General features: G+C 66.6%; 19 protein-coding genes and 1 tRNA gene. 9 read left to right on the forward strand and 11 right to left on the reverse strand.

Features of this window, described 5'->3' with window-relative positions:
• Positions 1 to 48: 48 nt before the first annotated feature.
• The gene (locus tag BST15_RS00005) at positions 49 to 651 is read right to left on the reverse strand and encodes a TetR/AcrR family transcriptional regulator (protein WP_046189972.1); all 603 of its coding nucleotides are present in this window, start codon (positions 649 to 651) and stop codon (positions 49 to 51) included.
• Between the two features lie 165 nt (positions 652 to 816).
• Between BST15_RS00005 and BST15_RS00010 the strand changes: the two genes are divergently transcribed.
• Positions 817 to 2,292: a cytochrome P450 gene (locus BST15_RS00010; RefSeq protein ID WP_046189965.1), complete on the forward strand. Its 1,476-nt coding sequence runs from the start codon at positions 817 to 819 to the stop codon at positions 2,290 to 2,292.
• A gap of 220 nt (positions 2,293 to 2,512) precedes the next feature.
• Positions 2,513 to 3,991: a cytochrome P450 gene (locus BST15_RS00015; RefSeq protein ID WP_046189964.1), complete on the forward strand. Its 1,479-nt coding sequence runs from the start codon at positions 2,513 to 2,515 to the stop codon at positions 3,989 to 3,991.
• Positions 3,992 to 4,011: 20 nt separating this feature from the next.
• On the opposite strand, the gene BST15_RS00020 is transcribed toward BST15_RS00015, so the two are convergent.
• The 4 genes from BST15_RS00020 to BST15_RS00035 form a co-directional block, all read right to left on the reverse strand.
• A complete protein-coding gene (locus BST15_RS00020; RefSeq protein ID WP_234708335.1) occupies positions 4,012 to 4,407 on the reverse strand; it encodes a 2-isopropylmalate synthase in 396 nt (131 codons plus the stop codon).
• A 281-nt stretch (positions 4,408 to 4,688) separates the two neighbouring features.
• On the reverse strand, positions 4,689 to 6,425 hold the full coding sequence (gene poxB, locus BST15_RS00025) for a ubiquinone-dependent pyruvate dehydrogenase (RefSeq protein ID WP_046189962.1): 1,737 nt from the start codon (positions 6,423 to 6,425) through the stop codon (positions 4,689 to 4,691).
• Between the two features lie 97 nt (positions 6,426 to 6,522).
• Positions 6,523 to 8,688 (reverse strand): acyl-CoA dehydrogenase family protein, encoded by a 2,166-nt coding sequence (locus tag BST15_RS00030; RefSeq protein WP_046189961.1) that lies wholly within the window; start codon positions 8,686 to 8,688, stop codon positions 6,523 to 6,525.
• Positions 8,689 to 8,710: 22 nt separating this feature from the next.
• Positions 8,711 to 9,478 carry an SDR family NAD(P)-dependent oxidoreductase gene (locus tag BST15_RS00035; RefSeq protein WP_046189960.1) on the reverse strand — a complete coding sequence of 256 codons (768 nt, stop codon included), beginning with the start codon at positions 9,476 to 9,478 and terminating at the stop codon, positions 8,711 to 8,713.
• 116 nt (positions 9,479 to 9,594) lie between these two features.
• Between BST15_RS00035 and BST15_RS00040 the strand changes: the two genes are divergently transcribed.
• The 3 genes from BST15_RS00040 to BST15_RS00050 all read left to right on the forward strand — a co-directional run bounded on the left by BST15_RS00040 (position 9,595) and on the right by BST15_RS00050 (position 12,969).
• On the forward strand, positions 9,595 to 11,862 hold the full coding sequence (locus tag BST15_RS00040; RefSeq protein WP_046189959.1) for a carbon starvation CstA family protein: 2,268 nt from the start codon (positions 9,595 to 9,597) through the stop codon (positions 11,860 to 11,862).
• Positions 11,838 to 12,032 (forward strand): YbdD/YjiX family protein, encoded by a 195-nt coding sequence (locus BST15_RS00045; RefSeq protein WP_083070752.1) that lies wholly within the window; start codon positions 11,838 to 11,840, stop codon positions 12,030 to 12,032. Before BST15_RS00040 ends, BST15_RS00045 begins: the two co-directional genes overlap by 25 nt.
• 139 nt (positions 12,033 to 12,171) lie before the next feature.
• Positions 12,172 to 12,969, forward strand: coding sequence for a L,D-transpeptidase (locus BST15_RS00050; RefSeq protein WP_046189971.1), 798 nt, complete (start codon positions 12,172 to 12,174; stop codon positions 12,967 to 12,969).
• A gap of 34 nt (positions 12,970 to 13,003) precedes the next feature.
• Here BST15_RS00050 and BST15_RS00055 read toward each other — a convergent pair whose 3' ends face one another.
• Both BST15_RS00055 and BST15_RS00060 read right to left on the reverse strand, forming a co-directional pair.
• A complete protein-coding gene (locus tag BST15_RS00055; protein WP_046189958.1) occupies positions 13,004 to 14,260 on the reverse strand; it encodes a cytochrome P450 in 1,257 nt (418 codons plus the stop codon).
• Complete coding sequence (locus BST15_RS00060) at positions 14,257 to 15,102, reverse strand: MBL fold metallo-hydrolase (RefSeq protein ID WP_046189957.1); 846 nt, start codon at positions 15,100 to 15,102, stop codon at positions 14,257 to 14,259. Before BST15_RS00060 ends, BST15_RS00055 begins: the two co-directional genes overlap by 4 nt.
• 104 nt (positions 15,103 to 15,206) lie before the next feature.
• Here BST15_RS00060 and BST15_RS00065 point away from each other — a divergent pair, with 104 nt between their 5' ends.
• The 4 genes from BST15_RS00065 to BST15_RS00080 are packed head-to-tail and all read left to right on the forward strand — an operon-like array spanning position 15,207 to position 19,080.
• On the forward strand, positions 15,207 to 15,995 hold the full coding sequence (locus BST15_RS00065) for a FadR/GntR family transcriptional regulator (RefSeq protein ID WP_046189970.1): 789 nt from the start codon (positions 15,207 to 15,209) through the stop codon (positions 15,993 to 15,995).
• 52 nt (positions 15,996 to 16,047) lie between these two features.
• A complete protein-coding gene (locus BST15_RS00070; protein WP_046189956.1) occupies positions 16,048 to 16,833 on the forward strand; it encodes a class II aldolase/adducin family protein in 786 nt (261 codons plus the stop codon).
• 19 nt (positions 16,834 to 16,852) lie between these two features.
• Positions 16,853 to 18,121 carry an amidohydrolase family protein gene (locus BST15_RS00075; protein WP_046189955.1) on the forward strand — a complete coding sequence of 423 codons (1,269 nt, stop codon included), beginning with the start codon at positions 16,853 to 16,855 and terminating at the stop codon, positions 18,119 to 18,121.
• Positions 18,121 to 19,080, forward strand: coding sequence for a D-2-hydroxyacid dehydrogenase family protein (locus BST15_RS00080; RefSeq protein WP_198528318.1), 960 nt, complete (start codon positions 18,121 to 18,123; stop codon positions 19,078 to 19,080). Before BST15_RS00075 ends, BST15_RS00080 begins: the two co-directional genes overlap by 1 nt.
• A 158-nt stretch (positions 19,081 to 19,238) precedes the next feature.
• Here the strand turns inward: BST15_RS00080 and BST15_RS00085 are convergent, their stop codons facing one another.
• The 4 genes from BST15_RS00085 to BST15_RS00100 form a co-directional block, all read right to left on the reverse strand.
• A complete protein-coding gene (locus tag BST15_RS00085; protein ID WP_052734828.1) occupies positions 19,239 to 19,580 on the reverse strand; it encodes a hypothetical protein in 342 nt (113 codons plus the stop codon).
• 308 nt (positions 19,581 to 19,888) lie between these two features.
• Positions 19,889 to 19,961: transfer RNA gene (locus BST15_RS00090), tRNA-Ala, on the reverse strand.
• Between the two features lie 72 nt (positions 19,962 to 20,033).
• Positions 20,034 to 20,483 carry a GreA/GreB family elongation factor gene (locus BST15_RS00095; protein ID WP_046189954.1) on the reverse strand — a complete coding sequence of 150 codons (450 nt, stop codon included), beginning with the start codon at positions 20,481 to 20,483 and terminating at the stop codon, positions 20,034 to 20,036.
• A gap of 54 nt (positions 20,484 to 20,537) precedes the next feature.
• Complete coding sequence (locus tag BST15_RS00100; RefSeq protein ID WP_046189953.1) at positions 20,538 to 21,794, reverse strand: NAD(P)/FAD-dependent oxidoreductase; 1,257 nt, start codon at positions 21,792 to 21,794, stop codon at positions 20,538 to 20,540.
• Positions 21,795 to 21,816: the final 22 nt, after the last annotated feature.

Consider the following 21,816-nt stretch of genomic DNA (forward strand, 5'->3'; position numbering starts at 1 on the left):
CTTCATGTCACCACGCCACGCCGTACCTAACGTCCGTGGTCACAACAGCTAGCCCCTTCGTCCGCCCCACAACGCATTGCGCCACAGCGACTCGAGCACCGGCACACCGCGGCCGACGTCGCCGTCGGGCCCCACGAAGGCACTGTCGCCGGACAGCATGTAGGCGGTGGTGGCGCCGAGGGTCCGCACCAACGCCGGGAGGTCGTCGTTGATCGGGTGCGCGGTGCCTGCGGCGATCTCCTCTTTGATCACCGCGACAATCTGCTCGATCACCGCGTCGATCTGGGCGTCGAGCAGCTCGCGGATCTCGGCATCGCTGTTGCGCGCCAGGTTGCAGGCCGACATCACCGGGTCGTTGTGCGCGTAGACCGCGGCCGCGCTGCCCACCATGCGCTGCGCAAACTCCGCCGGCGACTCGGCGGCACCCCGCGGGGCGAAGTAATGCGTCAGCTCCTCGAGCTCGTGGGTCGCCTCCGCCAGGATGTGCGCCAGCACGGCGTATTTGGAGTCGAAGTAGAAGTAGAAGCCCGAGCGTGCCACCCCTGCCCGGTCGCTGATGGTGCTGACCGACAGTTCGGCGAAGGGTTTTTCCTCCAGCAGCTCCCGCACCGCCTGCACGATCGCCTGGCGTTGCTTGTCGCCGCGCCGCATGGGCAGATCGTCGGGAGACCGCCCGGCTGCACCGTCTTCGGTATTCACCTTTGCACCTTGCACCACGCCGAGCCGGATTCAAACTTGACAGGCGTCAAACTTGACCCAAGTATTAGTGGCCAAGTGACGGTTACCACAACCTGTCCGGGCCGCTAAGGAGCGTTCGTGACCACCATCAGTACCCCGCGTTACCTGCTGGACCAGGCCAAACGTCGGTTCACTCCCACCATGAACACCATCCCGGGCATGGGTTTGATCGAAAAGCGGCTGATGAACGTCGACTGGCCGCAGCACACTCTTGCCGAACCGCCCGCGGGCAGCGACCTCAAGCCCATCATGGGCGACTCCGGCCTGCCGCTGCTGGGCCACATCGTCGAGATGTTCCGCCTGGGCCCCGATTTCCCGCTGCACCTGTACAACACCCGGGGACCGATCACCTTCGCCGACTCCCCGATCCTGCCGTCGATCGTCGCGCTGGGCCCCGAGGCCACCCAGACGATCTTCGTCAACAAGAACAAGGACTTCTCGCAGAAGGGCTGGCTCCCGGTGATCGGGCCGTTCTTCAACCGCGGCCTGATGATGCTGGAATTCGATGAGCACATGGCGCACCGGCGCATCATGCAGTCCGCCTTCACCCGCCCCCGGCTGGCCAGCTACGTCGAGGACATCGACCGGGTGGCCACGGCGATCGTGGCCGACTGGCCCACCGACGACGGCCGCTTCCTGGTGTACCCGGCGATGAAGGAGCTGACCCTCGACGTCGCCTCGGTGGTGTTCATGGGCCACGAGCCGGGCAGCGACCACCAGCTGGTCACCAAGGTCAATCGCGCGTTCGAGCAGACCACCCGCGCCGGCGGCGCCATCATTCGCACCGGTGTGCCCCCGTTCAAGTGGTGGCAGGGTCTGCAGGGCCGCAAGCTGCTCGAGGACTACTTCACCGAGCGGGTCAAGGAGCGCCGCAAGGTGGAGGGCACCGACATGCTCACCGTGCTCTGTCACACCGCCGACGAGGACGGCAACTCCTTCTCCGACGCCGACATTGTCAACCACATGATCTTCCTGATGATGGCCGCTCACGACACCACCACGTCGACGGTGACCACGATGATCTATCACCTGGCCGCGCACCAGGATTGGCAGGAACGCGCGCGCGACGAGTCGCAACGACTCGGCGACAGCCCCTTGGACATCGAGTCCCTGGAGAAGCTGGAGACCCTCGACCTGATCATGGACGAGTCCCTGCGGCTGGTGACCCCGCTGCCGTTCAACATGCGGCAGGCGGTGCGCGACACCGACCTGCTGGGCCATTTCGTGCCCGCCGGCACCAACATCGTCACGTGGCCGGGAATGAACCACTGGCTGCCTGAGCTGTACACCAATCCTCGCCAGTTCGACCCGGAGCGGTTCCTCGAGCCGCGCTCAGAGCACAAGAAGCACCGCTACGCCTGGGCCCCGTTCGGTGGCGGCGCGCACAAGTGCATCGGGATGGTGTTCGGCCGCCTCGAGATCAAGACGGTGCTGCACCGGTTGCTGCGCCAGTACCGGATCGAGTTGGCACACCCCGGCTACCAGCCGCGCTGGGACTACGGCGGCATGCCCATCCCGATGGACGGTATGCCGATCACCCTGCGCCGGCTCTGATGTTCGCTCGCTGAGCCCTCCGCAAGGGGCAAGTACCCCGAGCAGACGCGGAATCGCACCGACTGCCGCTTCGGCGTGCGATTCCGCGTCTGCTCGCGCGGTGGTGGAGCCGTGCGCCACGCCCGCCCGGACCCATCCTTGACAGTCGTCAAGTTTGATCCCAGGATGGACGATCAAGTGACGGGCGCCACAGCCCGTCGGGCGCCGCGAAGGAGCGTCTGTGACGACGATCAACACGCCGCAGTACCTGATCGACCAGGCCAAGCGCCGGCTCACCCCGTCGTTCAACAACTTCCCGGGTTTGGGGGCGCTGGAGAAGCGCTTGTTGAACCGGGAGTTCCCGCAGAAAAGGCTCGCCGAGCCTCCCCCGGGCAGTGGTCTCAAACCGGTCCTGGGGGACTCCGGGTTGCCCATCTTGGGTCACATGGTCGAGATGATGCGCGGCGGGCCCGACTTCCTGTTGCACCTGTATCAGACGCAAGGCCCCTTGGTGTTCGGCGATTCGCCCGTCTTGCCCGCCGTCGCAGCGCTGGGGCCCGATGCGACGCAGATCATCTACTCCAACCGCAATAAGGACTACTCCCAACAGGGGTGGGTCCCGGTGATCGGGCCGTTCTTCAATCGCGGGCTGATGCTGCTGGACTTCGAGGAACACATGTTCCACCGCAGGATCATGCAGGAAGCGTTCGTGCGGCCCCGCCTGGTCGGCTACGTCGAGCAGATCGACTTGGTCGCGTCCCAGGTGATCGCCAACGACTGGGTCACCGACGACCCCCGATTCCTGCTGTACCCCGCGATGAAGGAGCTCACCCTCGACATCGCCGCGCTGGTTTTCATGGGGCACGAACCCGGCACCGACCACGAGCTGGTCACCAAGGTCAATAAGGCGTTCACGACGACGACGCGGGCCGGCAACGCGCTGATCCGCACGAGCGTGCCGCCCTTCACCTGGTGGCGCGGACTCAAGGCGCGTGAACTCCTGGAGAACTACTTCACCGCCCGAGTCAGGGAGCACCGCGCCAGTGAGGGCAACGACCTGCTCACCGCGCTGTGCCACGCCGAGGACGAGGACGGCAACGGCTTCTCCGACGCCGACATCGTCAACCACATGATCTTCCTGATGATGGCCGCCCACGACACGTCCACGTCCACGGCCACCTCCATGGTCTACAACCTCGCGGGCAACCCGGATTGGCAGCAACGCTGTCGTGACGAGTCGGAACGCCTCGGCGATGGGCCACTCGACATCGAAGCTCTGGAGAAGCTGGAATCACTCGATCTGGTGATGGACGAGTCGATCCGCCTCGTGACACCGGTGCAGTGGGCGATGCGCCAGACCGTCCGCGACACCGAGCTGCTGGGCCACTACATCCCTGCGGGCACCAATGTGATCGCCTACCCCGGGTTGAACCACCGTCTACCCGAATTGTGGACGGACCCCATGAAATTCGACCCGGAGCGGTTCACCGAACCACGCAACGAGCACAAGCGGCACCGCTACGCGTTCAATCCGTTCGGCGGGGGCGCCCACAAGTGCATCGGGATGACGTTCGGCCGTCTGGAAGTGAAGGCGATCTTGCACCGGCTGCTGCAGCGGTACCGGTTGGAACTGCCGCGTCCCGGCTACCAGACACGCTGGGATTACGGCGGCATGCCCGTTCCGGCAGACGGGATGCCGATCGTCTTGCGCCGGCTCTAGTTTCGGCCGCAGCCGCTCGCTCATCCAGCAGGAGGCGCTGAACCCGCCGTCAGAAGCCGGTTGACGCAGGTGACGACCGCGTCCACGGCGGAGCTTGCGGCATCGGGGGCAAATCCCACCGCCCAGGCTGTCTCACGGCCATTGGAGCCGTGAATGAACGTCGCCGTCTCGGTGCCGCAGTCGAGCTGGTGGAATCCGAGAATTTCCAGCGTGATTCCTTGCGCGTACAGCATCTCGGTGAGCGCCGCCAACGGGCCGTGCGCCGCCGCAGTGCAGGTGCCGGCCCGGTCACCGATGGCGATCGTGGCCTGGTAGGTCCGCCCTTGCAGCCCCAGCCGCGCCGCGGGCTGGTCGGCGTCCAGGCAGCGCCACCGGCCCAGCCTCAGCGGCCCGGCGCAGCGCCCGTAGGTGGCCACGAATCCTTCTCGTGTGAGACGGGCAGCCGGGCCGCGCAGTTCGCGCGGGAGACGATTCTCGAATTGTTCTGCGAACGATGTCTTTGTTGTCATGGTGCGGTCTTTTCTGCTCAAGTCGAGCGACCGACGGGTAATAGCTTCCGACCCACAGCGGGGGTCGGTCTGGATCAGATCCCGCTGTGGGTGCTGGCTACTACATCGAGATAACGCATGATGTCTTCGAGGCTAGTGGCGTGCCAGTAGGGTCGCAAGGCATTTATCAACCGGCGGCGGTATCGAGATCAATTCAAGATGCGGCGCGCAACATTGGTCGACACCAGGTCGAGCAGTTCATCGCCGCGACCGGCCAGGATGGTGCGGATCGCATAGAGCGAGAATCCTTTGGCCTGTTCGGCGGTGATCGCCGGTGGGATCGACAGTTCCTGGCGGGCGGTGACCACATCGACGAGGGCCGGGCCGTCGTAGGCGAACGCCTCGGCCAGTGCCCCTTCCAGATCGCCCGGCTGTTCCACGCGACGTCCGAACATGCCCAGTGCCCGTGCCACGGCGCCGAAGTCGGGATTGTCCAGCTCGGTTCCGAAGTTGACGATTCCGGCCGCCTTCATCTCCAATTCGACGAAGTTCAGCGATGAATTGTTGAACACGATGACCTTCACCGGCAGGCGGTTCTGCGTCAGGGTGAGCAACTCCCCGAACAGCATCGCCAGCCCACCGTCACCGGCCAGCGCGATCACCTGCCTCCCCCGGTCGGCGGACTGTGCGCCAATGGCATGCGGCAGCGCGCAGGCCATGGTGCCGTGGTTGAACGAGCCGATCAGCCGCCGATGGCCGTTCATGGTCACATAGCGCGCCGCCCACACCACCGGAGAACCGACATCGACGGTGAACACCGCATCGCGTGCGGCCAATCGATCAGCTACCGCGGCAACGTATTCCGGACGGATAGGCGTGCGATCGCGATCATTGGACGCCAGCGCGTCCAGTCGCTTGCGGCTCTTTCGGTAGTGCTTGAGCGACCTTTCCAGGTGGGTGCGGTCGCTTTTGGTTGCCAGCATCGGCTGCAGCTCAGCCACGGTGTCGGCCACCGTGCCAAGCAGCCCGAGATCAATCGGGGTGCGTCGGCCCAGGTTTCGCCCCCGGATGTCGACTTGGATGATCAGCGCACGGTCGGGATAGAACTGCTGATAGGGGAAGTCGGTACCGAGCATCAGCAGCACATCGGCTTCCCTGATCGCCTTGTAGCCGGAGGCGAAGCCGAGCAGTCCGGTCATGCCGACGTCAAAAGGGTTGTCGTACTCGATGTATTCCTTGCCGCGCAGCGCGTGCACGATGGGCGCCGCCAAGGTGCGCGCCAGTTCGACCACCTGGTCATGGGCACCGGAGACTCCCGCGCCGGCCAGGATCGTGACGTTGGCGGCAGCGTTGAGCATGGCCGCGGCCGCCCGCAGTGCCGACTCGTCGGGATGGCACACCGCCCCGGTGCGCAGCACCGGACGGGCCCCCCAGGCCGTCTCGTCCAGTCGGTGGCTGAAGATCTCTCCGGGCACCACGATCACAGCGACGCCGTTCTCCTCGACCGCGGCACGCATCGCCAACTCCAGGATGCGCGGCGCCTGCTCGGGCGTGCTGACCAATTCGCAGTAGACGCTGCATTCCCGAAACAGGTTCTGCGGGTGGGTTTCCTGGAAGTAGTCGGATCCGACCTCCGCCAGCGGAATGTGGGCGGCGATCGCCAACACGGGAACCCTGCTGCGCTGCGCGTCGAACAGGCCGTTGATCAGGTGCAGATTGCCGGGCCCGCAGCTGCCCGCACACACCGCCAGGCCACCCAGCAGCGCTGCCTCAGCGGCAGCCGCGAAAGCGGCGGTCTCCTCGTGCCGGACCTGCTCCCACGTGAAGTCATCGGCCCGGCGAATGGCATCGGTGAATCCGTTGAGGCTGTCCCCAGGTAGTCCGAAGACCCGGCGTACCCCGCTGCGTTGGAGGGTGGCAATGACGTGGTCGGCGACGGTGGCCATATCGCGTCCTCCTCACCGCGAGCCGAGTGTGCGCAGATTGCCGGTTCATCCGGGGTGTGTCGCTGCGCAAACACGCACCCTCGCGTCAGGGGGAACGCTACTTGATCAGCGGGTCGCGGGGCATCCCCAGAATCCGCTCGGCGATCTGGTTACGCGTCACCTCCGAGGTGCCGCCGGCGATCGCGATACCGCGCGCCCCCATCACCATCCGCCCGGCCATCGCGCCCGGTCCGTCATCCAGGGCGACGTCGGCACCCAGCAGGTCCGCCCCGATGGCCGCTCCGTCACCCATGTGCTCGGCGAGCTTGAGCTTGGTGACGTTGCCCTCCGGGCCCGGACCCGCTCCGGCGATGCTGCGCGCCACGCGGCGCAGATTCAGCAGCCGCAACGCGTGCTCGTCTGCGACGAATCGCCCGACCCGCACCGCGGCATCAGCCACCGAATTCCGATGCTGCTGCGCCAAGGCGATCAGCTTCTGGTCCACTCCGGCGGTGTAGGAACCGCCACCGCCAATGCTGACCCGTTCGTTGCCCAGGGTGGCGCGGGCCACCTTCCAGCCCTCGTTGACCTCGCCGACGACGTCCTCGTCGGGCACAAAGACATCGTTGAAGAACACCTCATTGAACTCGGATCCACCGGTGATCTGACGCAGCGGCCGCACCTGCACGCCGGGCGCCTGCATGTCGATGATCACCATGGTGATCCCGGCATGCTTGGGGACGTCGAAGTCGGTCCGGACCGTTGCCAGGCCGCGCCGGCACAGGTGCGCACCGGAGGTCCACACCTTCTGGCCGTTGATCTTCCAGCCGCCCTCCACCCGAGTCGCCTTGGTCTTGACCGCGGCGGCGTCCGAGCCGGCGTCGGGCTCGGAGAACAGCTGGCACCAGATCTCCTCCTGACGCAGCGCCTTTTCCACGAAGCGCTGGATCTGCCAATCGGTGCCCTGCTGGATCAGGGTCAGGATCACCCAGCCGGTGATCGAGTAGTCGGGCCGCTGAACTCCCGCGGCGGTGAACTCCTGCTCGATCACCAATTGCTCCACCGCGTCGGCGGCCCGGCCCCACGGCTTGGGCCAGTGCGGCATCACGTAGCCGGTGCTGATGAGCCGGTCCAATTGGTCCTCGCCGCTCAACGCGGCGATCTCGCGCGCGTCGGCTTGGATCCGGGTGCGCAACTCCTCGGCCTCGGGCGGCAGGTCCAAACTGTTGGCCCGGGTGATTCCGGCCGCGGCACTCTCGAAGACCGCCAGCGCCGGCGCGTCACCGCCGAACAACGCCTTGACGGTCAGGGCACGGCGCAGCTGCAGGTGGGCATCGTGTTCCCACGTGTAGCCGATGCCCCCGTGCACCTGGATGTTGAGTTCGGCATTGCGCACGTAGGCCGGGAAAGCCAGCGTGGCGGCAACCGCTGCGGCCAGCCGGAAGGCGTACTCGTCCTCGCCGTCGGCACGCGCGGCGTCCCACACCGCAGCGGTTGCCGACTCGGCCCCGACCAGCATGTTGGCGCAGTGGTGCTTAATGGCCTGGAACGTCGCGATCGTCCGGCCAAACTGTTCGCGCACCTTGGCGTAATCGACGGCCGAATCGGTGCAGTCGGCGGCACCGCCGACAGCTTCGGCGGCCAGCAGCAGCCGGGCTCGTGCCAGTGCCGACTCGCGTGCCCCTGCCAGCACGTCGTCGGCGCTGACGCCGACACCGGTCAAGGTCACCCGTCCGGACCGGCGGGTGGGGTCCAGGTTGCCCGGGACGTCAATACTGATCCCGGCCCGGTCTCGCTCGAGTACCAACACGTCCTCGCCCGCGGCCACCAGCAGCACGTCGGCCAGGCCCGCGCCCAGCACCACCCCCGCGTCACCGGAGGCCACGCCACCGTCGAGGACCACATCGCTGCCCAGCCCGATCCCTGCGGTGACGGAACCGTCGATCAGTCCCGGGAGCAGACGGCTCTGCTGCTCAGACGTGCCGGCCGCGGCGATCACCGCCGAGGCGATGGCGGTCGGCACGAAGGGGCCGGGAGCCACCGCCCGCCCCAGTTCCTCGACGACGACCACCAACTCCGGCAACCCGAAGCCCGAGCCACCGAACTCCTCGCCGATATGCAGACCCAGCCAGCCCAGTGCGGCCAGTTCACTCCAGAACGGTGGCCGCGCCTCGTCGGCGGCATCCAGCAGCGCACGCGCTGCGGCGCGGGCCTTCTGCGCGGTCAAGAATCCGCGGGCCACCTCGGCCAGTTCGCGATGGTCGTCGGTTACTGCGATGCCCATGGGGGGATCTCCTGACTTTCGTTTACTTGGGTGCGAACCGCTGCCCGGCGTCGAGCCGCAGGCACTGCCCGTTGAGCATCGGGTTGTCCACGACCGCGACAACCAGTTTGGCGAATTCTTCGGGCCGGCCGAGGCGTTTGGGAAATGCCGCGTCTTTTGTCAGAGCGTTGGCGAACTCCTCGGGAATGCCCTTGGTCAGGCCGGTGGCGAACAGGCTGGGCGCGATCGCCAGCACCCGGATACCCACCGAACCCAGGTCGCGGGCCATGGTCAGCGCCATCCCGGCGATGCCCGCCTTGGCAGCGGTGTAAGCGACCTGACCGATCTGGCCTTCGAAAGCGGCGATCGAGGAGGTATTGATGATCACGCCCCGCTCGTCATCCTCGGGCTCGTTGCGGCTCATGTGTGCCGCCGCGAGACGGTTGATGTTGAAGGTCGCGACCAGGTTCAGGTCGACCACCGCGCGGAACGACTCCAGATCATGTGGGCCGGACTTGGAAAGGGTGCGTTTGGCGATGCCACCGCCGGCGGTGGTGACGATGACGTGCAGGCCGCCCAGCTCGGCGACCGCGGCGGCCAGGGTCTTCTCGGTCGCGCCGAAATCGGTGATGTCCACCGGAAAGAAGGCACCGGCCCCGCCCTTTAGGCCGTCCGCGACCTGCTGGCCCTCCGAGCCCTGGCGATCAAGCACGGCGACGTCGGCTCCGCGGGCGGCCAGCAGCTCCGCGCTGGCGCGGCCCATCCCCGAGGCGCCGCCGACAATGACGACTTTCTTGCCGTTGATGTCCATGCCCGCCCCTGACGCCCGTTGACCGAATTGTCCTAGTTGAGAATCTAGGACAAGTTATCGTTCCGCTCGGAAACCGCTGCCCCTCGGGCATCACTGAAGGTCCCAAGGAGGCAACCGTGGCCGCACCGACGGCGCCGCAGGTAGTCGAGCGACACGACGGGCCGCTGACATACCTGCATACCGATCCCGAACTACCCGCGGTCGCGGTGATCGACCGCTCGCCCATCTCGGCGCGCCACAAACTGGTTTTCGGCGCGTTGGGCGTCGCGGGCGCGGTGGCCTGGGCATCGATCGCCTTCGCCCGCGGCGAGGCGGTCAACGCGGTGTGGTTCGTGGTCGCCGCATTCTGCACGTATTTGATCGGATTCCGTTTCTACGCAAGGCTTATTGAACGCAAGATCGTATGCCCGCGCGACGAGCACGCCACTCCCGCGGAGATCTTCGAGGACGGCACCGACTATCTGCCGACGGACCGGCGGGTGCTCTTCGGCCACCACTTCGCGGCCATCGCCGGGGCCGGACCATTGGTCGGACCGGTGCTGGCCATGCAGATGGGTTATCTGCCAGGCATCATCTGGATCGTGATCGGCGCGGTGGTCGCCGGCTGCGTGCAGGACTATCTGGTGCTGTGGTGCTCGGTGCGGCGGCGCGGCCGCTCGCTGGGACAGATGGCACGCGAGGAGCTCGGTGCGGTAGGCGGCGCAGCAGCGATCATCGGGGTGCTGGTGATCATGGTGATCCTGATCGCGGTGCTGGCGCTGATCGTGGTGCGGGCCTTGGCGGTCAGTCCCTGGGGCGTGTTCTCGATCGCGATGACCATCCCGATCGCGGTGTTCATGGGTGTGTATCTGCGGTTCCTGCGGCCCGGCCGCGTGTCCGAGGTGTCGCTGATCGGGGTCGTCGCATTGCTGGGCGCTGTCGCATCCGGCAAGTGGGTCGCCGAAACATCGTGGGGAGCTGCGTGGTTCACCCTGTCCCCGGTGACGTTGTCCTGGTGCATCATCGGCTACGGATTTGCGGCGTCGGTGTTGCCGGTGTGGCTGTTGCTGGCGCCGCGTGACTACCTGTCGACGTTTATGAAGGTCGGCACCATCGCCTTGTTGGCCGTCGGCATCCTGATCGCGCGGCCGCTGATGTCGGCTCCGGCCGTCTCGGAGTTCGCCCGTACCGGCGAGGGGCCGGTCTTCGCCGGGTCACTGTTCCCGTTCCTGTTCATCACCATCGCGTGTGGCGCGCTGTCTGGATTCCATTCGCTGATCGCCTCGGGTACCACCCCGAAACTGCTCGAAAAAGAAAGCCAGATGCGGCTGATCGGCTACGGCGGCATGCTCACCGAATCGTTTGTGGCGGTGATGGCCCTGATCACCGCGGCGATTCTGGACCAGCACCTGTACTTCACGCTCAATGCTCCGGTCGCCGCAACGGGCGGCACCGCCGCCAGCGCCGCCGCCTACGTCAACGGACTCGGCCTGAGCGGGTCGCCGGTGACCGGTGAGCAGATCGCCGAGGCGGCCGCCGCTGTCGGCGAGCAGTCGATCGTCTCGCGTACCGGGGGGGCGCCGACTCTGGCGCTGGGGATGGCCGACGTGCTCGGACAGGTGTTCGGCGGCCCGGGCCTCAAGGCCTTCTGGTACCACTTCGCGATCATGTTCGAGGCCCTGTTCATCCTGACCACCGTTGACGCCGGCACCCGGGTGGCGCGGTTCATGCTCTCGGATGCGTTGAGCAACCTGGGCGGACCGCTGCGGCGGCTGTCCGATCCGAGCTGGCGAATCGGGGCGTGGGCAGCCAGCATGGCCGTGGTGGCCGGCTGGGGATCGATCCTGCTGATGGGGGTCACCGATCCACTCGGCGGGATCAATACCCTCTTCCCGCTGTTCGGCATCGCCAATCAGCTGCTGGCGGCGATAGCGCTGACCGTGGTGACCGTGATCGTGATCAAGCGCGGGCGCGACGGCGCCGGCCTGAAATGGGCGTTGATTCCCGGCATTCCCCTGCTGTGGGATCTGACGGTCACCATGACGGCGTCATGGCAGAAGATCTTCTCCGGCGATCCGCGGGTGGGATACTGGACCCAACACTTCGCCTACCGGGCCGCCGAACGCGCCGGAGAGACGTCCTTCGGGTCGGCCAGCAACGCCGCTGCGCTGCATGATGTCGTGCGCAACACCTTCATTCAGGGCACGCTGTCGATCGTGTTCGCCGCCCTGGTGGCGGTGGTCGTCATCGCCGGAATTCTTGTGTCGCTGCGCGCAATACGCGGCGCAGCGCCCACCTCCGAGTCACCGCCGGTGCCATCGCGGCGCTTTGCCCCTACCGGGTTGATTCCCACGCCGGCCGAACGAAAGGTGCAGGCGCAATGGGACGCGCTGTCGCCGCGCTAGCCCGGGCTCTTGGTCACGTGGGCTGGTATTGGTCGTCCCTGATGGGCGACAACCACTACCGCCGCTATCTGCAGTACCGCCGCCGCGCCCACCCCGGCGAGCCGGTGCTCTCCGAACGCGAGTATTGGCGACGCCGCCACGGCGCCGACCCCGGGGCACGCTGCTGCTGACGAGTGGGCCGCGGCCCGTGTCCAAACCTTAATGAAGCCTTGACCGTCTCGTGGGCATGTGCGAGACGGTTCCGGGCGCGAATCTCCCTACCATCAACGGCAATAACCCAAGTGAGAAGATCGGGAAGGTATGCCGACGATGTGGAGTTCGGTGCGTTCTGCAATGGTGGTGATCGGGGTCGCGGTCACAACGCTCGTGACGCCGCCCGGAACGAGTTCGGCGGCGGCCAGCCAACCGCCGGGCGCCGGCATCGCCTCGATTCAGCCGGCATCGGGTGCCGTGGTGGGAGTGGCGCATCCGGTGGTGGTGACGTTCTCCTCCCCGGTGTTGGACCGCAGCGCCGCCGAGCGCGCAATCGCGGTTCGGTCCACCCCGCCGATGACCGGCACCTTTGACTGGGTCGACGACACCGAAGTGCAGTGGGTTCCCGACCACTACTGGCCGGCGCACAGCACCGTGGCACTGTCGGTCGGCAAGTTGTCGGTCGACTTCAGCACCGGCCCCAAGGTGGTTGGTGTGGCCAGCATCTCGTCGCACACCTTCACCGTGACCGTCGACGGTGAGGAAGCCGGACCGCTGCCCACGCCGCACCACCGCCCGCACTGGGGCGAAGACGGCGTCATGCCCGCAACCATGGGCAAGGCCGAGTACGAGACTCCGACCGGCAACTACACCGTGCTGGGCAAGGATCGCAAGGTGCTGATGGACTCCAGCAGCGTCGGCATCCCGATCGACTCCCCCGACGGCTACCGGTTCGAGGTCGAGCAAGCGGTCCGGATCACCCGGCGCGGGCTCTACGTGCACTCCGCACCGTGGGCACTGCACTCGCTGGGTATGGAGAACGTCAGCCACGGGTGCATCGGGCTGAGCCCCACGGACGCGGAGTGGTACTTCGACCGGGTCAACATCGGTGACCCGGTGATCATCAACGAGTGACGAGGAGCTTGACGGTGAGCCGCCGCGACGCCGGTTACGGCGTCGCGGCGCTGCCGAACTCCACCTGCATGGCATCGATCCCGTTGATCCAGGGCAGCACCGAACGCGATGCGCGGTCGAGCTGGTGGATGTCGGGAATGATGTCGGCCAGCGCTCCGAAGATCAGGTTGATCTGCATACGGGCGAGGTTCGCTCCGATGCAATAGTGCGCTCCCGGTGCCCCGAAACCCAAGTGGGGATTGGGGCTTCGCAGGATGTTGAACGTGAACGGGTCCTCAAAAACCTCGTCGTCGTAGTTGGCCGATCCGTAGAACATTCCTACTCGTTGGCCCTTGCGGATCTGCACACCGCCCAGCTCAACGTCACGTAACGCGGTGCGCTGGAAGGAGATGATCGGGGTGGCCCAGCGCACCACCTCCTCGGCCATGGTCGTGGGACGCTCAGCCACGTACAGCCGCCATTGGTCGGGATGGTCGAAGAACGCCAGCATTCCCTGCGAGGTGGCGTTGCGGGTGGTCTCGTTGCCGGCCACCATCAGCATCATCACGTAGTAGCCGAATTCCATTGCGGTGAGCTCTTCACCGTCGATCGTCGCGGTCACCAGGGCGGTCGCGATGTCGTCACGCGGGTGAGCCTTGCGATCCTCGGCCATCTGATAGGCGTAGCCGAGTAGTTCGGCCGCGGCCAGCGTGCCGTCGACGCCGGCCTCCTCCTCGCCGTTGCCGCCGCCCACCAGGCGATTGCTCCAGTCGAAGACCTGTTGACGCTCGTCGGCGGGGACGCCGATCAGCTCACAGATGGTCGCCAACGGCAGTTGCGATGCCACCTCGGTCACGAAGTCACCGCTGTTGTGCGCGGCGGCGTTGGTGACGATCTCTCGCGCTTGCCGGTCGAGCGAATCCCGCATTCCGGCAACCACTCGCGGCGTGAATCCCCGTGACACTATCCGCCGCAGTTTGGCGTGTTTGGGCCCGTCGAGAAACAGCATGATGTTGTCGCGGCTGGCGTCGTGCAGCTCTTGGTTCTCGGTCGTGTTGGTGCGGATCAGCGAGGTGTTCTCGTGGGAGGAGAACACGTCGTCCTGCAGCGACACCGCCCGCACATCGGCGTGCCTCGTCACCACCCAGTAGCCCTCATCGGGATATCCGGAGACACCGAAGGGCTGAGCATTCCACCAGATCGGCTCGGTCTTGCGCAGCAGTGCGAACTCCTCATGCGGGATCCGCTCGCCGATCAGTGCGGGATCGGTGAAGTCGAATCCCTCCGGCAGCAGGTGCTGTGTCTCGGTCATCGTGCTCCCTCTCGCTCTACCAGTGGTTGCCACGCCAGACCAGCACCGGCGCTGTTGACGTAACCGCCCGACGGGGCGGCGAAGTGCGATCCGAGCAGCAGCGCCCGCTCGTCGGCGACCCGGCGCAGCAGTGCACGCCGACTGGCGCGGGCGGCATGCAGGTCGGCGTCGGGCAGTGCACTGATCTCGGGCGCGCCGATCTGAACCGGATGGTGCACGACGTCGCCGCTGATGTAGGCGATGGCGCCCGCGGATTCGATGCGCACCGAGACGTGGCCCGGCGTATGACCGGCGGTGGGGACCAGCCCAATGTTTTCGGTGATGTGATGATCCGGTGCGACGAGGCGGAGCCTGCCCTGCTGCGCCAACGGCTCAACGCATTCCGGTGCCGCTCGGTCCTCCCCCGTGGATTCTGACCAATGCGCGTGCTCGGCCGCGGTGACCAGGTACTCAGCACGGGGGAACGTCGGCACCCAGGCGCCCCCACGCTCGGCGGTGTTGCGACCGACGTGGTCACGATGCAGATGCGTGCACACCACCACGCTGATGTCCTGGGCGCCGAATCCGGTGGCGGCCAAGGATTCGTCGAAGCGATCCGGCATGTTCCGGGACCGCAGAAAGCTCTCGGCGAAGCAGGTGTCGACCAGCACGCGGACCGGACCGGACTCGATCAGATAGGACTGGATCGCCATCAGGATGTTGCCTGATTCGTCGCAGTAGTCCGGCAGCGCATCATCGGCACAACACTGCGGCGCCCCGGCGAACAGCCGACCAGGCGGGATCGGGATGACCGCCTGCAGGACGGCATGGATGTCGATGTCGCCGACGGTCCAGTGCTGCACCCCATGGTCCCCTTCTCGCAGGGCGATCGTATGCCACGAATCATCTGGAAGTGGCTGATTCGCTCAACGGGTTCGGCGACCCTTCGGTCTGGCAGACTCGACGCGTGGCAGCACCCACCGTCCGCTTTCGCCGGCTCGCCGAACAGGTCGCCGACGAGCTTCGCCGGCGCATTCTCGCCGGCGAGCTCCCCGATGATCACGTCCTGCCCAAGGAGGACGAGCTACTGGTCGAGTTCGCGATCAGCAAGCCGTCATTACGGGAAGCCATGCGGATACTCGAAGCCGAGGGACTGCTCACCGTGCGCCGCGGAAAACTGGGCGGAGCGGTGATCCATCGCCCCACTCCAGCAAATGTTGCCTACACCATGGGCCTGGTCCTGGGCTCCCACCGGGTCAGCCTCGCCGACGTGGGCACCGCACTGTTGCAGGTCGAGCCGGCGTGTGCCGCCCTCTGCGCGCAGCGACCGGACCGCAAGAGCACCGTGGTGCCGATTCTGCGCCGCCTGCACGAGGAATCGGTGGCCGCAGTCGATGATCTGCAGAAGGTCACCTCCGCCAGCCGCCGCTACCATGAGGCGCTGGTCACCCAGTGTGGCAACACCACCATGCTGGTCATGGCCGGCGCGCTCGAGGCCCTGTGGTCGGCTCACGAGCAAAGCTGGTCCAGTCAGGTCACCGACCATTCCACGGTGCCGATTCCGGAGCGCCGCGCCGTCTTGGAGGACCACCGTCAGGTGATCGACGCCATCGACGTCGGTGACGCCCAGCGGGCCCGCGACCTTGCCGCGGCGCACCTGCTGCACGCCCAGCACTACCCCGGCCGCTCGGGGATCGTGAACCCCGCCATGGTCCGGCCCCGGGGATTGCACGGCTCCGGCGGCGACGAGGTGTAGCGCCGTCGCGATCCGTCGTTGACGAGAAGTCTTATTTCCATATGATTTGTTCATGACGGAGTCGGTCGGCGTCCAGTGCGACCGTGCCGGCGGCGCGGCGGTCTGGTCTCCGTCGGTGGTCCCGCCTATCGGCGTCGAACTGAGCGATGCCCAGGCTCTGGCCGTCGCGTTTCGCCACCTCGCCGACATCGGGTTTGCCGAGAACATGGCCGGCCACATCACCTGGCAGCCCGACGGCCAGAGCGAGATGCTGGTCAATCCCTGGGGCCTGTGGTGGGCAGAGCTGACCGCTTCGGACATCTGCACCGTCGACCAGGACGCCCGGGTGGTGGCCGGCCGCTGGGATGTGACCCCGGCGATTCACATCCATACCGAGCTGCACCGCGCCCGCCCCGAGGCACGGGTGGTGGTGCACAACCACCCCTACTACGTGAGCCTGCTGGCGTCGCTGCAGATGCTGCCGGAGTTGGTCCATCAGACCGGCTCACTGTTTCTCGATGATCTGTGCTTGGTCGACATGTACGAGGGCGAGGTCGATACCGCTTCGCGGGCAAGGGAATTGGTGGGGCACATCGGCGGCGCTCACGTGGCGATCCTGGCGTCGCACGGGGTGATCGTCACCGGGCGCACGCTGGCCGAGGCGGTGTACCGGTCGGCGACCATCGAGCGGGTGTGCAAGCTCGCCTACCACGTCATGTTGACCGGCCGGACCCCTGAACCCATGAGGCGCTCTGACATGGTCGGCATGCAGGCGTCACTGATCGAACGTGCCGCCGATGTCTACTGGGCCGGCGCGACCCGCATGACCATCAAGGCCGACCCGCACGTGCTTGACTGACCGACATTGAGGTTCCTGGGTGAAATCGATCGACGAACTCAGCACGGACCTGGGCTTCACCACCGCGAAGTCCGGCGCCGAGCGCACCGTGACCTTCCTGCCCGAACCCCCGCGCGCGCCGCGGCGCTACACCGTGATCTCGGTGGATGACCACATCGTCGAACCCCCAGACACCTTCTTGGGCCGAGTGCCGCGCAAGTTCGCCGACCGGGCACCCAGGGTGATCGAGACCGAGTCCGGCGGCCAAACGTGGATGTATGACGGCCAGTCGCTGCCCAACGTCGGATTCAATGCCGTGGTGGGCCGGCCGGTGTCGGAGTACGGCTTCGAACCGGCCCGATTCGACGAGATGCGCCGCGGCGCCTGGGACATCCACGCCCGAATCCACGACATGGACCTCAACGGGGTCTACGCGTCATTGAACTTCCCGTCCTTTCTGCCCGGGTTCGCCGGCCAGCGACTGCAGCTCACGACGGCCGACCGTGAACTGGCGCTGGCCTCGGTGCGGGCATGGAACGACTGGCACCATGAGGTCTGGGCCGGCTCCTACCCCGACCGCATCATCGGCTGCCAGCTGCCCTGGCTGCTGGATCCGGACCTGGGCGCGGCGATGATCCACGAGAATGCCGAACGGGGCTTTCGCGCCGTCACTTTCAGTGAGAGTCCAGCTCTGCTGGGCCTACCGTCGATCCACTCCGGGCATTGGGATCCGATGATCGCAGCCTGCGCAGAGACCGGAACGGTGGTCAACCTGCACATCGGCTCGTCGGGCACCTCCCCGTCGACCACCGATGACGCTCCGCCCGATGTCGCCGGCGTCCTGTTCTTCTCCTACGCCATCTCAGCCGCGGTCGACTGGCTGTATTCGGGGTTGCCCAGCCGATACCCCGAGTTGAAGATCTGCCTGTCCGAAGGCGGGATCGGTTGGGTGGCAGGCCTGCTGGACCGGCTTGATCACATGTCGAGCTATCACGACATGTACGGAACGTGGCAGGACCTCGGCGAGACGCTCACCCCGGCCGAGGTCTTGCAACGCAACTTCTGGTTCTGCGCGGTCGAAGACCAGTCATCGTTCTGCCAGCACGAACGCATCGGTACCGACCACATCATGCTGGAGGCCGACTATCCGCACTGCGATTCGACGTGGCCCGAGACCCAGCGGGTGATCCACGAAGAGATCGGCGACCTGCCCGCCGAGGTGATCCGGAAGTTGACGTGGGAGAACGCTTCTCGCCTGTATCGCCACCCGGTTCCCGAAGCAGTCCAGCGCGACCCGGACGCGTTCTGATGGCACCGCCCCTGCGGGTCGCCGTGCTCGACGACTATCAGGGCATCGCCGAGTCGGTGGACTGGTCACCCATTCCCCGGCCGGTCGAGCTGCTGGCGCTTCGCGAGCACCTCGACCCCGGCGACGAGCTCGTCGCGCGCCTGTCCGGCTGCGAGGTGGTGGTGGCGATGCGAGAACGCACCCCTATCGGCGCCGAGCTGTTGGCCCGGCTGCCGGCGCTGAAGCTGCTGGTCACCACCGGACCCTTCAACGCGGCCATCGACGTGGCCGCCGCCCACCACCTCGGAATCACCGTGTGTGGAACTGGCGGCGCCATCACGCCGACGGTCGAGCTGACCTGGGCGTTGATCCATGCCCTGCAACGCCATCTGATCGCCGAGGACGCCGCACTGCGCAGCGGTAGATGGCAGCACACTGTCGGCTCGGATCTGGCCGGCGCGACACTTGGCCTGGTGGGGCTGGGCCGGATCGGCCAGCGGGTGGCCGCGTTGGGCCACGCCTACGGGATGCGGGTGACTGCCTGGAGCCCCAACCTGACCCCCGAGCGCGCCGCAAAGGCTCCGGCGGAGCTGCTCGAACGACGGGCCCTGTTCGAGACCGCCGACGTCGTCTCGATTCACCTGGTGCTGTCGGCGGCAACCCGCGGACTGGTGGGCCGCGAGGAGCTGGGTGCGATGAAATCCAGCGCGATCCTGGTCAACACCTCTCGCGGTGGGCTCATCGATGAGGCCGAGCTGATCGATGCGCTGCGCGCACGCCGCATCCGCGGGGCCGGGCTCGACGTCTACGACCAGGAGCCCCTCCCGGCCGGTCACCCACTGACCCTGCTGGGCAATACCGTGCTGACCCCGCACCTGGGCTATGTGACCGAGAACTGCATGGGCATCTTTTATCGCGACATCGTCGACGACATCGTCGGTTACTGCGTCGGCAACCCACCGCGGCGGATAAAGCCGTGACCCAACTTGCCCGCGTTTTTCTGTAGCAGTTTTTCGTAACGGATCAGTCGCACCGGAATAACGATTCCACAAAGCATTCTCCGCCGCCGAATTCGCACCGACCGAGGCATAAAGAAAAAGTCCGCGAACTGATGTTCGCGGACCTTTTCTGCGACGAGCTATTTAGTTCCGCCGGCCAACCCGATCGGCGCACTGATGGCGTCCGTCGCCAATCCGGCAATCGGACTGGCCGCAGCGGCACCTGCCGGCCCCGGTGCCACCAGCGGCACGGGCGGAGGCAGTCCGGGCACCACCGGGATCGGGGCGATCGGAATCGGGGGGACCGGCCCAGGAAGCCCCATAGGCACTGGTCCCGCAAGTGTGGTCACATCGGCCGCGCACGGGAGCGCACCGGCAGCGCCGGCGGCACCGGCGACTCCGGCCGGCACCCCACCGTCACCGGCGGTCTGAGCGATCACTCCACCCGCACACACCGGCCCCCCACTGGGCAGCGGCGCCATGGGGAATGCACCCGCTGGCGCACCGACAATTAACGCACCCGAATAAAAGCCGATACCGGCGAATATCGCTGTAACGAGTCTCCCGAGGCTCTTCACGTAAACTCCGATGATTAGTATCCTGCCCCCCCGGACACGCAATCTGATGACTGCAAAAAGAACCGTATCACAGGCGTGTAAGTAACCATGGCGGCCAATTGACTCGTTAGGGTAACGATGCGGATCGAAGTTCGTGACCCTGCGTTCACCTGACGATCTTGTCAGAATTGCGCGCCGCCGGCGCGGAGTGAACCAATACCCATCGAAATGAGTGGAGCTAAGGGGACTCGAACCCCTGACCCCCACACTGCCAGTGTGGTGCGCTACCAGCTGCGCCATAGCCCCGCGTTGTCGTGCTCATCGAAGCTACACCACAGCCACGCCAAGGTTCAAAACAGCTGCGCAGATGGCCTGTTTTCAGACCGGACGCTGGGTCTGATGCCGTCCGTACGGCACGGCGTCGAGCAGCGTCACGGTCACCCGAGCCCCGCTGGGCACCGTGTAGCTGCGTTCCTCCCCCGGCCGTGCTCCGGTGATCGCCATGCCCAGCGGCGACTGTGGGGAGTAGACCTCCAGCCCGCTCTGATCGTCATCACGCACCCCGAGCAGAAAGGTCTCGGTGTCGCCGTCGCCGTAGCGGACGGTGAGCACCATGCCCGGCTCGGCGACTCCGTCATCCGGGGGGTCCTGCCCCACTACGGCAACGGCCAGCAGGTCGTGAATCTGGTGGATGCGCGCCTGTCGCGCCTGCTGATCATCGATCTCCTCTGCAGCCGAGACCTCTTGCGGTGCAGATAATTCCGCCAGTTCAGCCAGCAGCCGCTCTTTGGCCTGCGGGGTCATCCACACACCGTGCGTATCAGTCATTGACAGTTCTCCTTCACAACAGCATTTGATTGCCGAACCCACCGACCCGACGGGTCAGCGCAGTGGATCGAGGTCACGCAGCACGGCGGACTGTTTGCCGGTGGTGATCTGCTCGGCCAGCAGGCGACCCGTCACCGGACCGTGCGTCATGCCCCACATGCCATGCCCACCGGCGACATAGACGGTGCGCGGACACACCTCCCCCACCAGCGGGCGCCCATCCGGACTGACCGGGCGTGGACCCACCCACACGTCGGTGCGCTCGTCCCAGTGCACACCGTCAAGCAGCGGCCGGGTCGCGGCCACGATCGCCTCGACGCGGGCCGGGATGATCGGCCCGTCGGCATCGCCGAACTCCATGGTGCCCGCGACTCGCAACCGGGCGTTCAACGGCGTACAGGCCACCCGCGCATCGGGCAGGTAGATCGGCCCGGTGACCGGCCCGTCCACCGGCACCGAGAAGGAGTAGCCGCGTCCGGCCCGCACCGGCACCCGAACCCAGCGCGCCACCAGTCGCGATAGCCAGGCACCGCTGGCGATCACCGCCGCGTCCGCTGTCAGGGTCGTGCCCTCGCGGCTGGTCACGACCACTCGGTCCCCCTGGGGCGCCACATCGGCCACGTCGAGAATGCGCAGGGCCGCGCCACGCTGCACCACCACGCCACCGAGGGCGGTCACGAATCGGCCGGGGTCAAGGAAGCGCTGGCCGTCGATCTGTACCCCGGCGGCCACGGCTGAGGACGCCAACGGCACCCGCTCGGCCAGGGCCGCTCCGGTGAGTTCGGTGCCGAACACCGGTTGGCCGGCCTCGGAGAATCGGCGCAGTTCCTCGAGTAGTCGCTCGGCGTCGGCCGAGGTCCGAAAGATCGCCGTGATCGGGGCATCGGTGATCGGGGCGTCCACGCCATTGGCGAGCAGGACGTCATAGGCCTCAAGGCATTCCGCGCTCAGCGGCGCGTTGGCCCGTACCGCACGCCGCCACGCCGCGGGACGACTATTGGCGGCAAACCGAGCCAAGAACGCCCACAGCGCCGGGCCGGAGGTCAGCGGCACCTGCAGCGGCGCGGTAGGGCTCAACAGTGAGCGCAGGCCGAAGCGCAGGTTCGCCGCCTCATTGAGCGGAATCGCCAGGGCCGGAGAGATCCAGCCGGCGTTACCCCACGAGGAGCCCGCCGCGAACCCGACACGGTCGACAACGGTGACGTCGACACCGCGTTCCTGCAGAAACCAGGCGGTGGACAACCCGACGATGCCGGCACCCACCACGATCACCGATCGTGGCGCGCCGTCGATCCGGTTGGTCGCACCCATCTCTCCATGATGCGACCGTCAT

It is taken from the genome of Mycolicibacter arupensis (genome assembly GCF_002086515.1).
Lineage (GTDB): Bacteria > Actinomycetota > Actinomycetes > Mycobacteriales > Mycobacteriaceae > Mycobacterium > Mycobacterium arupense.

Coding starts and splice junctions, on each gene's coding strand:
- BST15_RS00035 (WP_046189960.1), bottom strand. CDS start 9,478: ATGGACATCAACGGCAAGAAAGTCGTCATTGTCGGCGGCGCCTCGGGG.
- BST15_RS00045 (WP_083070752.1), top strand. CDS start 11,838: ATGGGACGCGCTGTCGCCGCGCTAGCCCGGGCTCTTGGTCACGTGGGC.
- BST15_RS00005 (WP_046189972.1), bottom strand. CDS start 651: ATGCGGCGCGGCGACAAGCAACGCCAGGCGATCGTGCAGGCGGTGCGG.
- BST15_RS00030 (WP_046189961.1), bottom strand. CDS start 8,688: ATGGGCATCGCAGTAACCGACGACCATCGCGAACTGGCCGAGGTGGCC.
- BST15_RS00055 (WP_046189958.1), bottom strand. CDS start 14,260: ATGACCGAGACACAGCACCTGCTGCCGGAGGGATTCGACTTCACCGAT.
- BST15_RS00100 (WP_046189953.1), bottom strand. CDS start 21,794: ATGGGTGCGACCAACCGGATCGACGGCGCGCCACGATCGGTGATCGTG.
- BST15_RS00050 (WP_046189971.1), top strand. CDS start 12,172: ATGTGGAGTTCGGTGCGTTCTGCAATGGTGGTGATCGGGGTCGCGGTC.
- BST15_RS00085 (WP_052734828.1), bottom strand. CDS start 19,580: ATGGCGCCGCTGCCCAGTGGGGGGCCGGTGTGTGCGGGTGGAGTGATC.
- BST15_RS00080 (WP_198528318.1), top strand. CDS start 18,121: ATGGCACCGCCCCTGCGGGTCGCCGTGCTCGACGACTATCAGGGCATC.
- poxB (WP_046189962.1), bottom strand. CDS start 6,425: ATGGCCACCGTCGCCGACCACGTCATTGCCACCCTCCAACGCAGCGGG.
- BST15_RS00095 (WP_046189954.1), bottom strand. CDS start 20,483: ATGACTGATACGCACGGTGTGTGGATGACCCCGCAGGCCAAAGAGCGG.
- BST15_RS00070 (WP_046189956.1), top strand. CDS start 16,048: ATGACGGAGTCGGTCGGCGTCCAGTGCGACCGTGCCGGCGGCGCGGCG.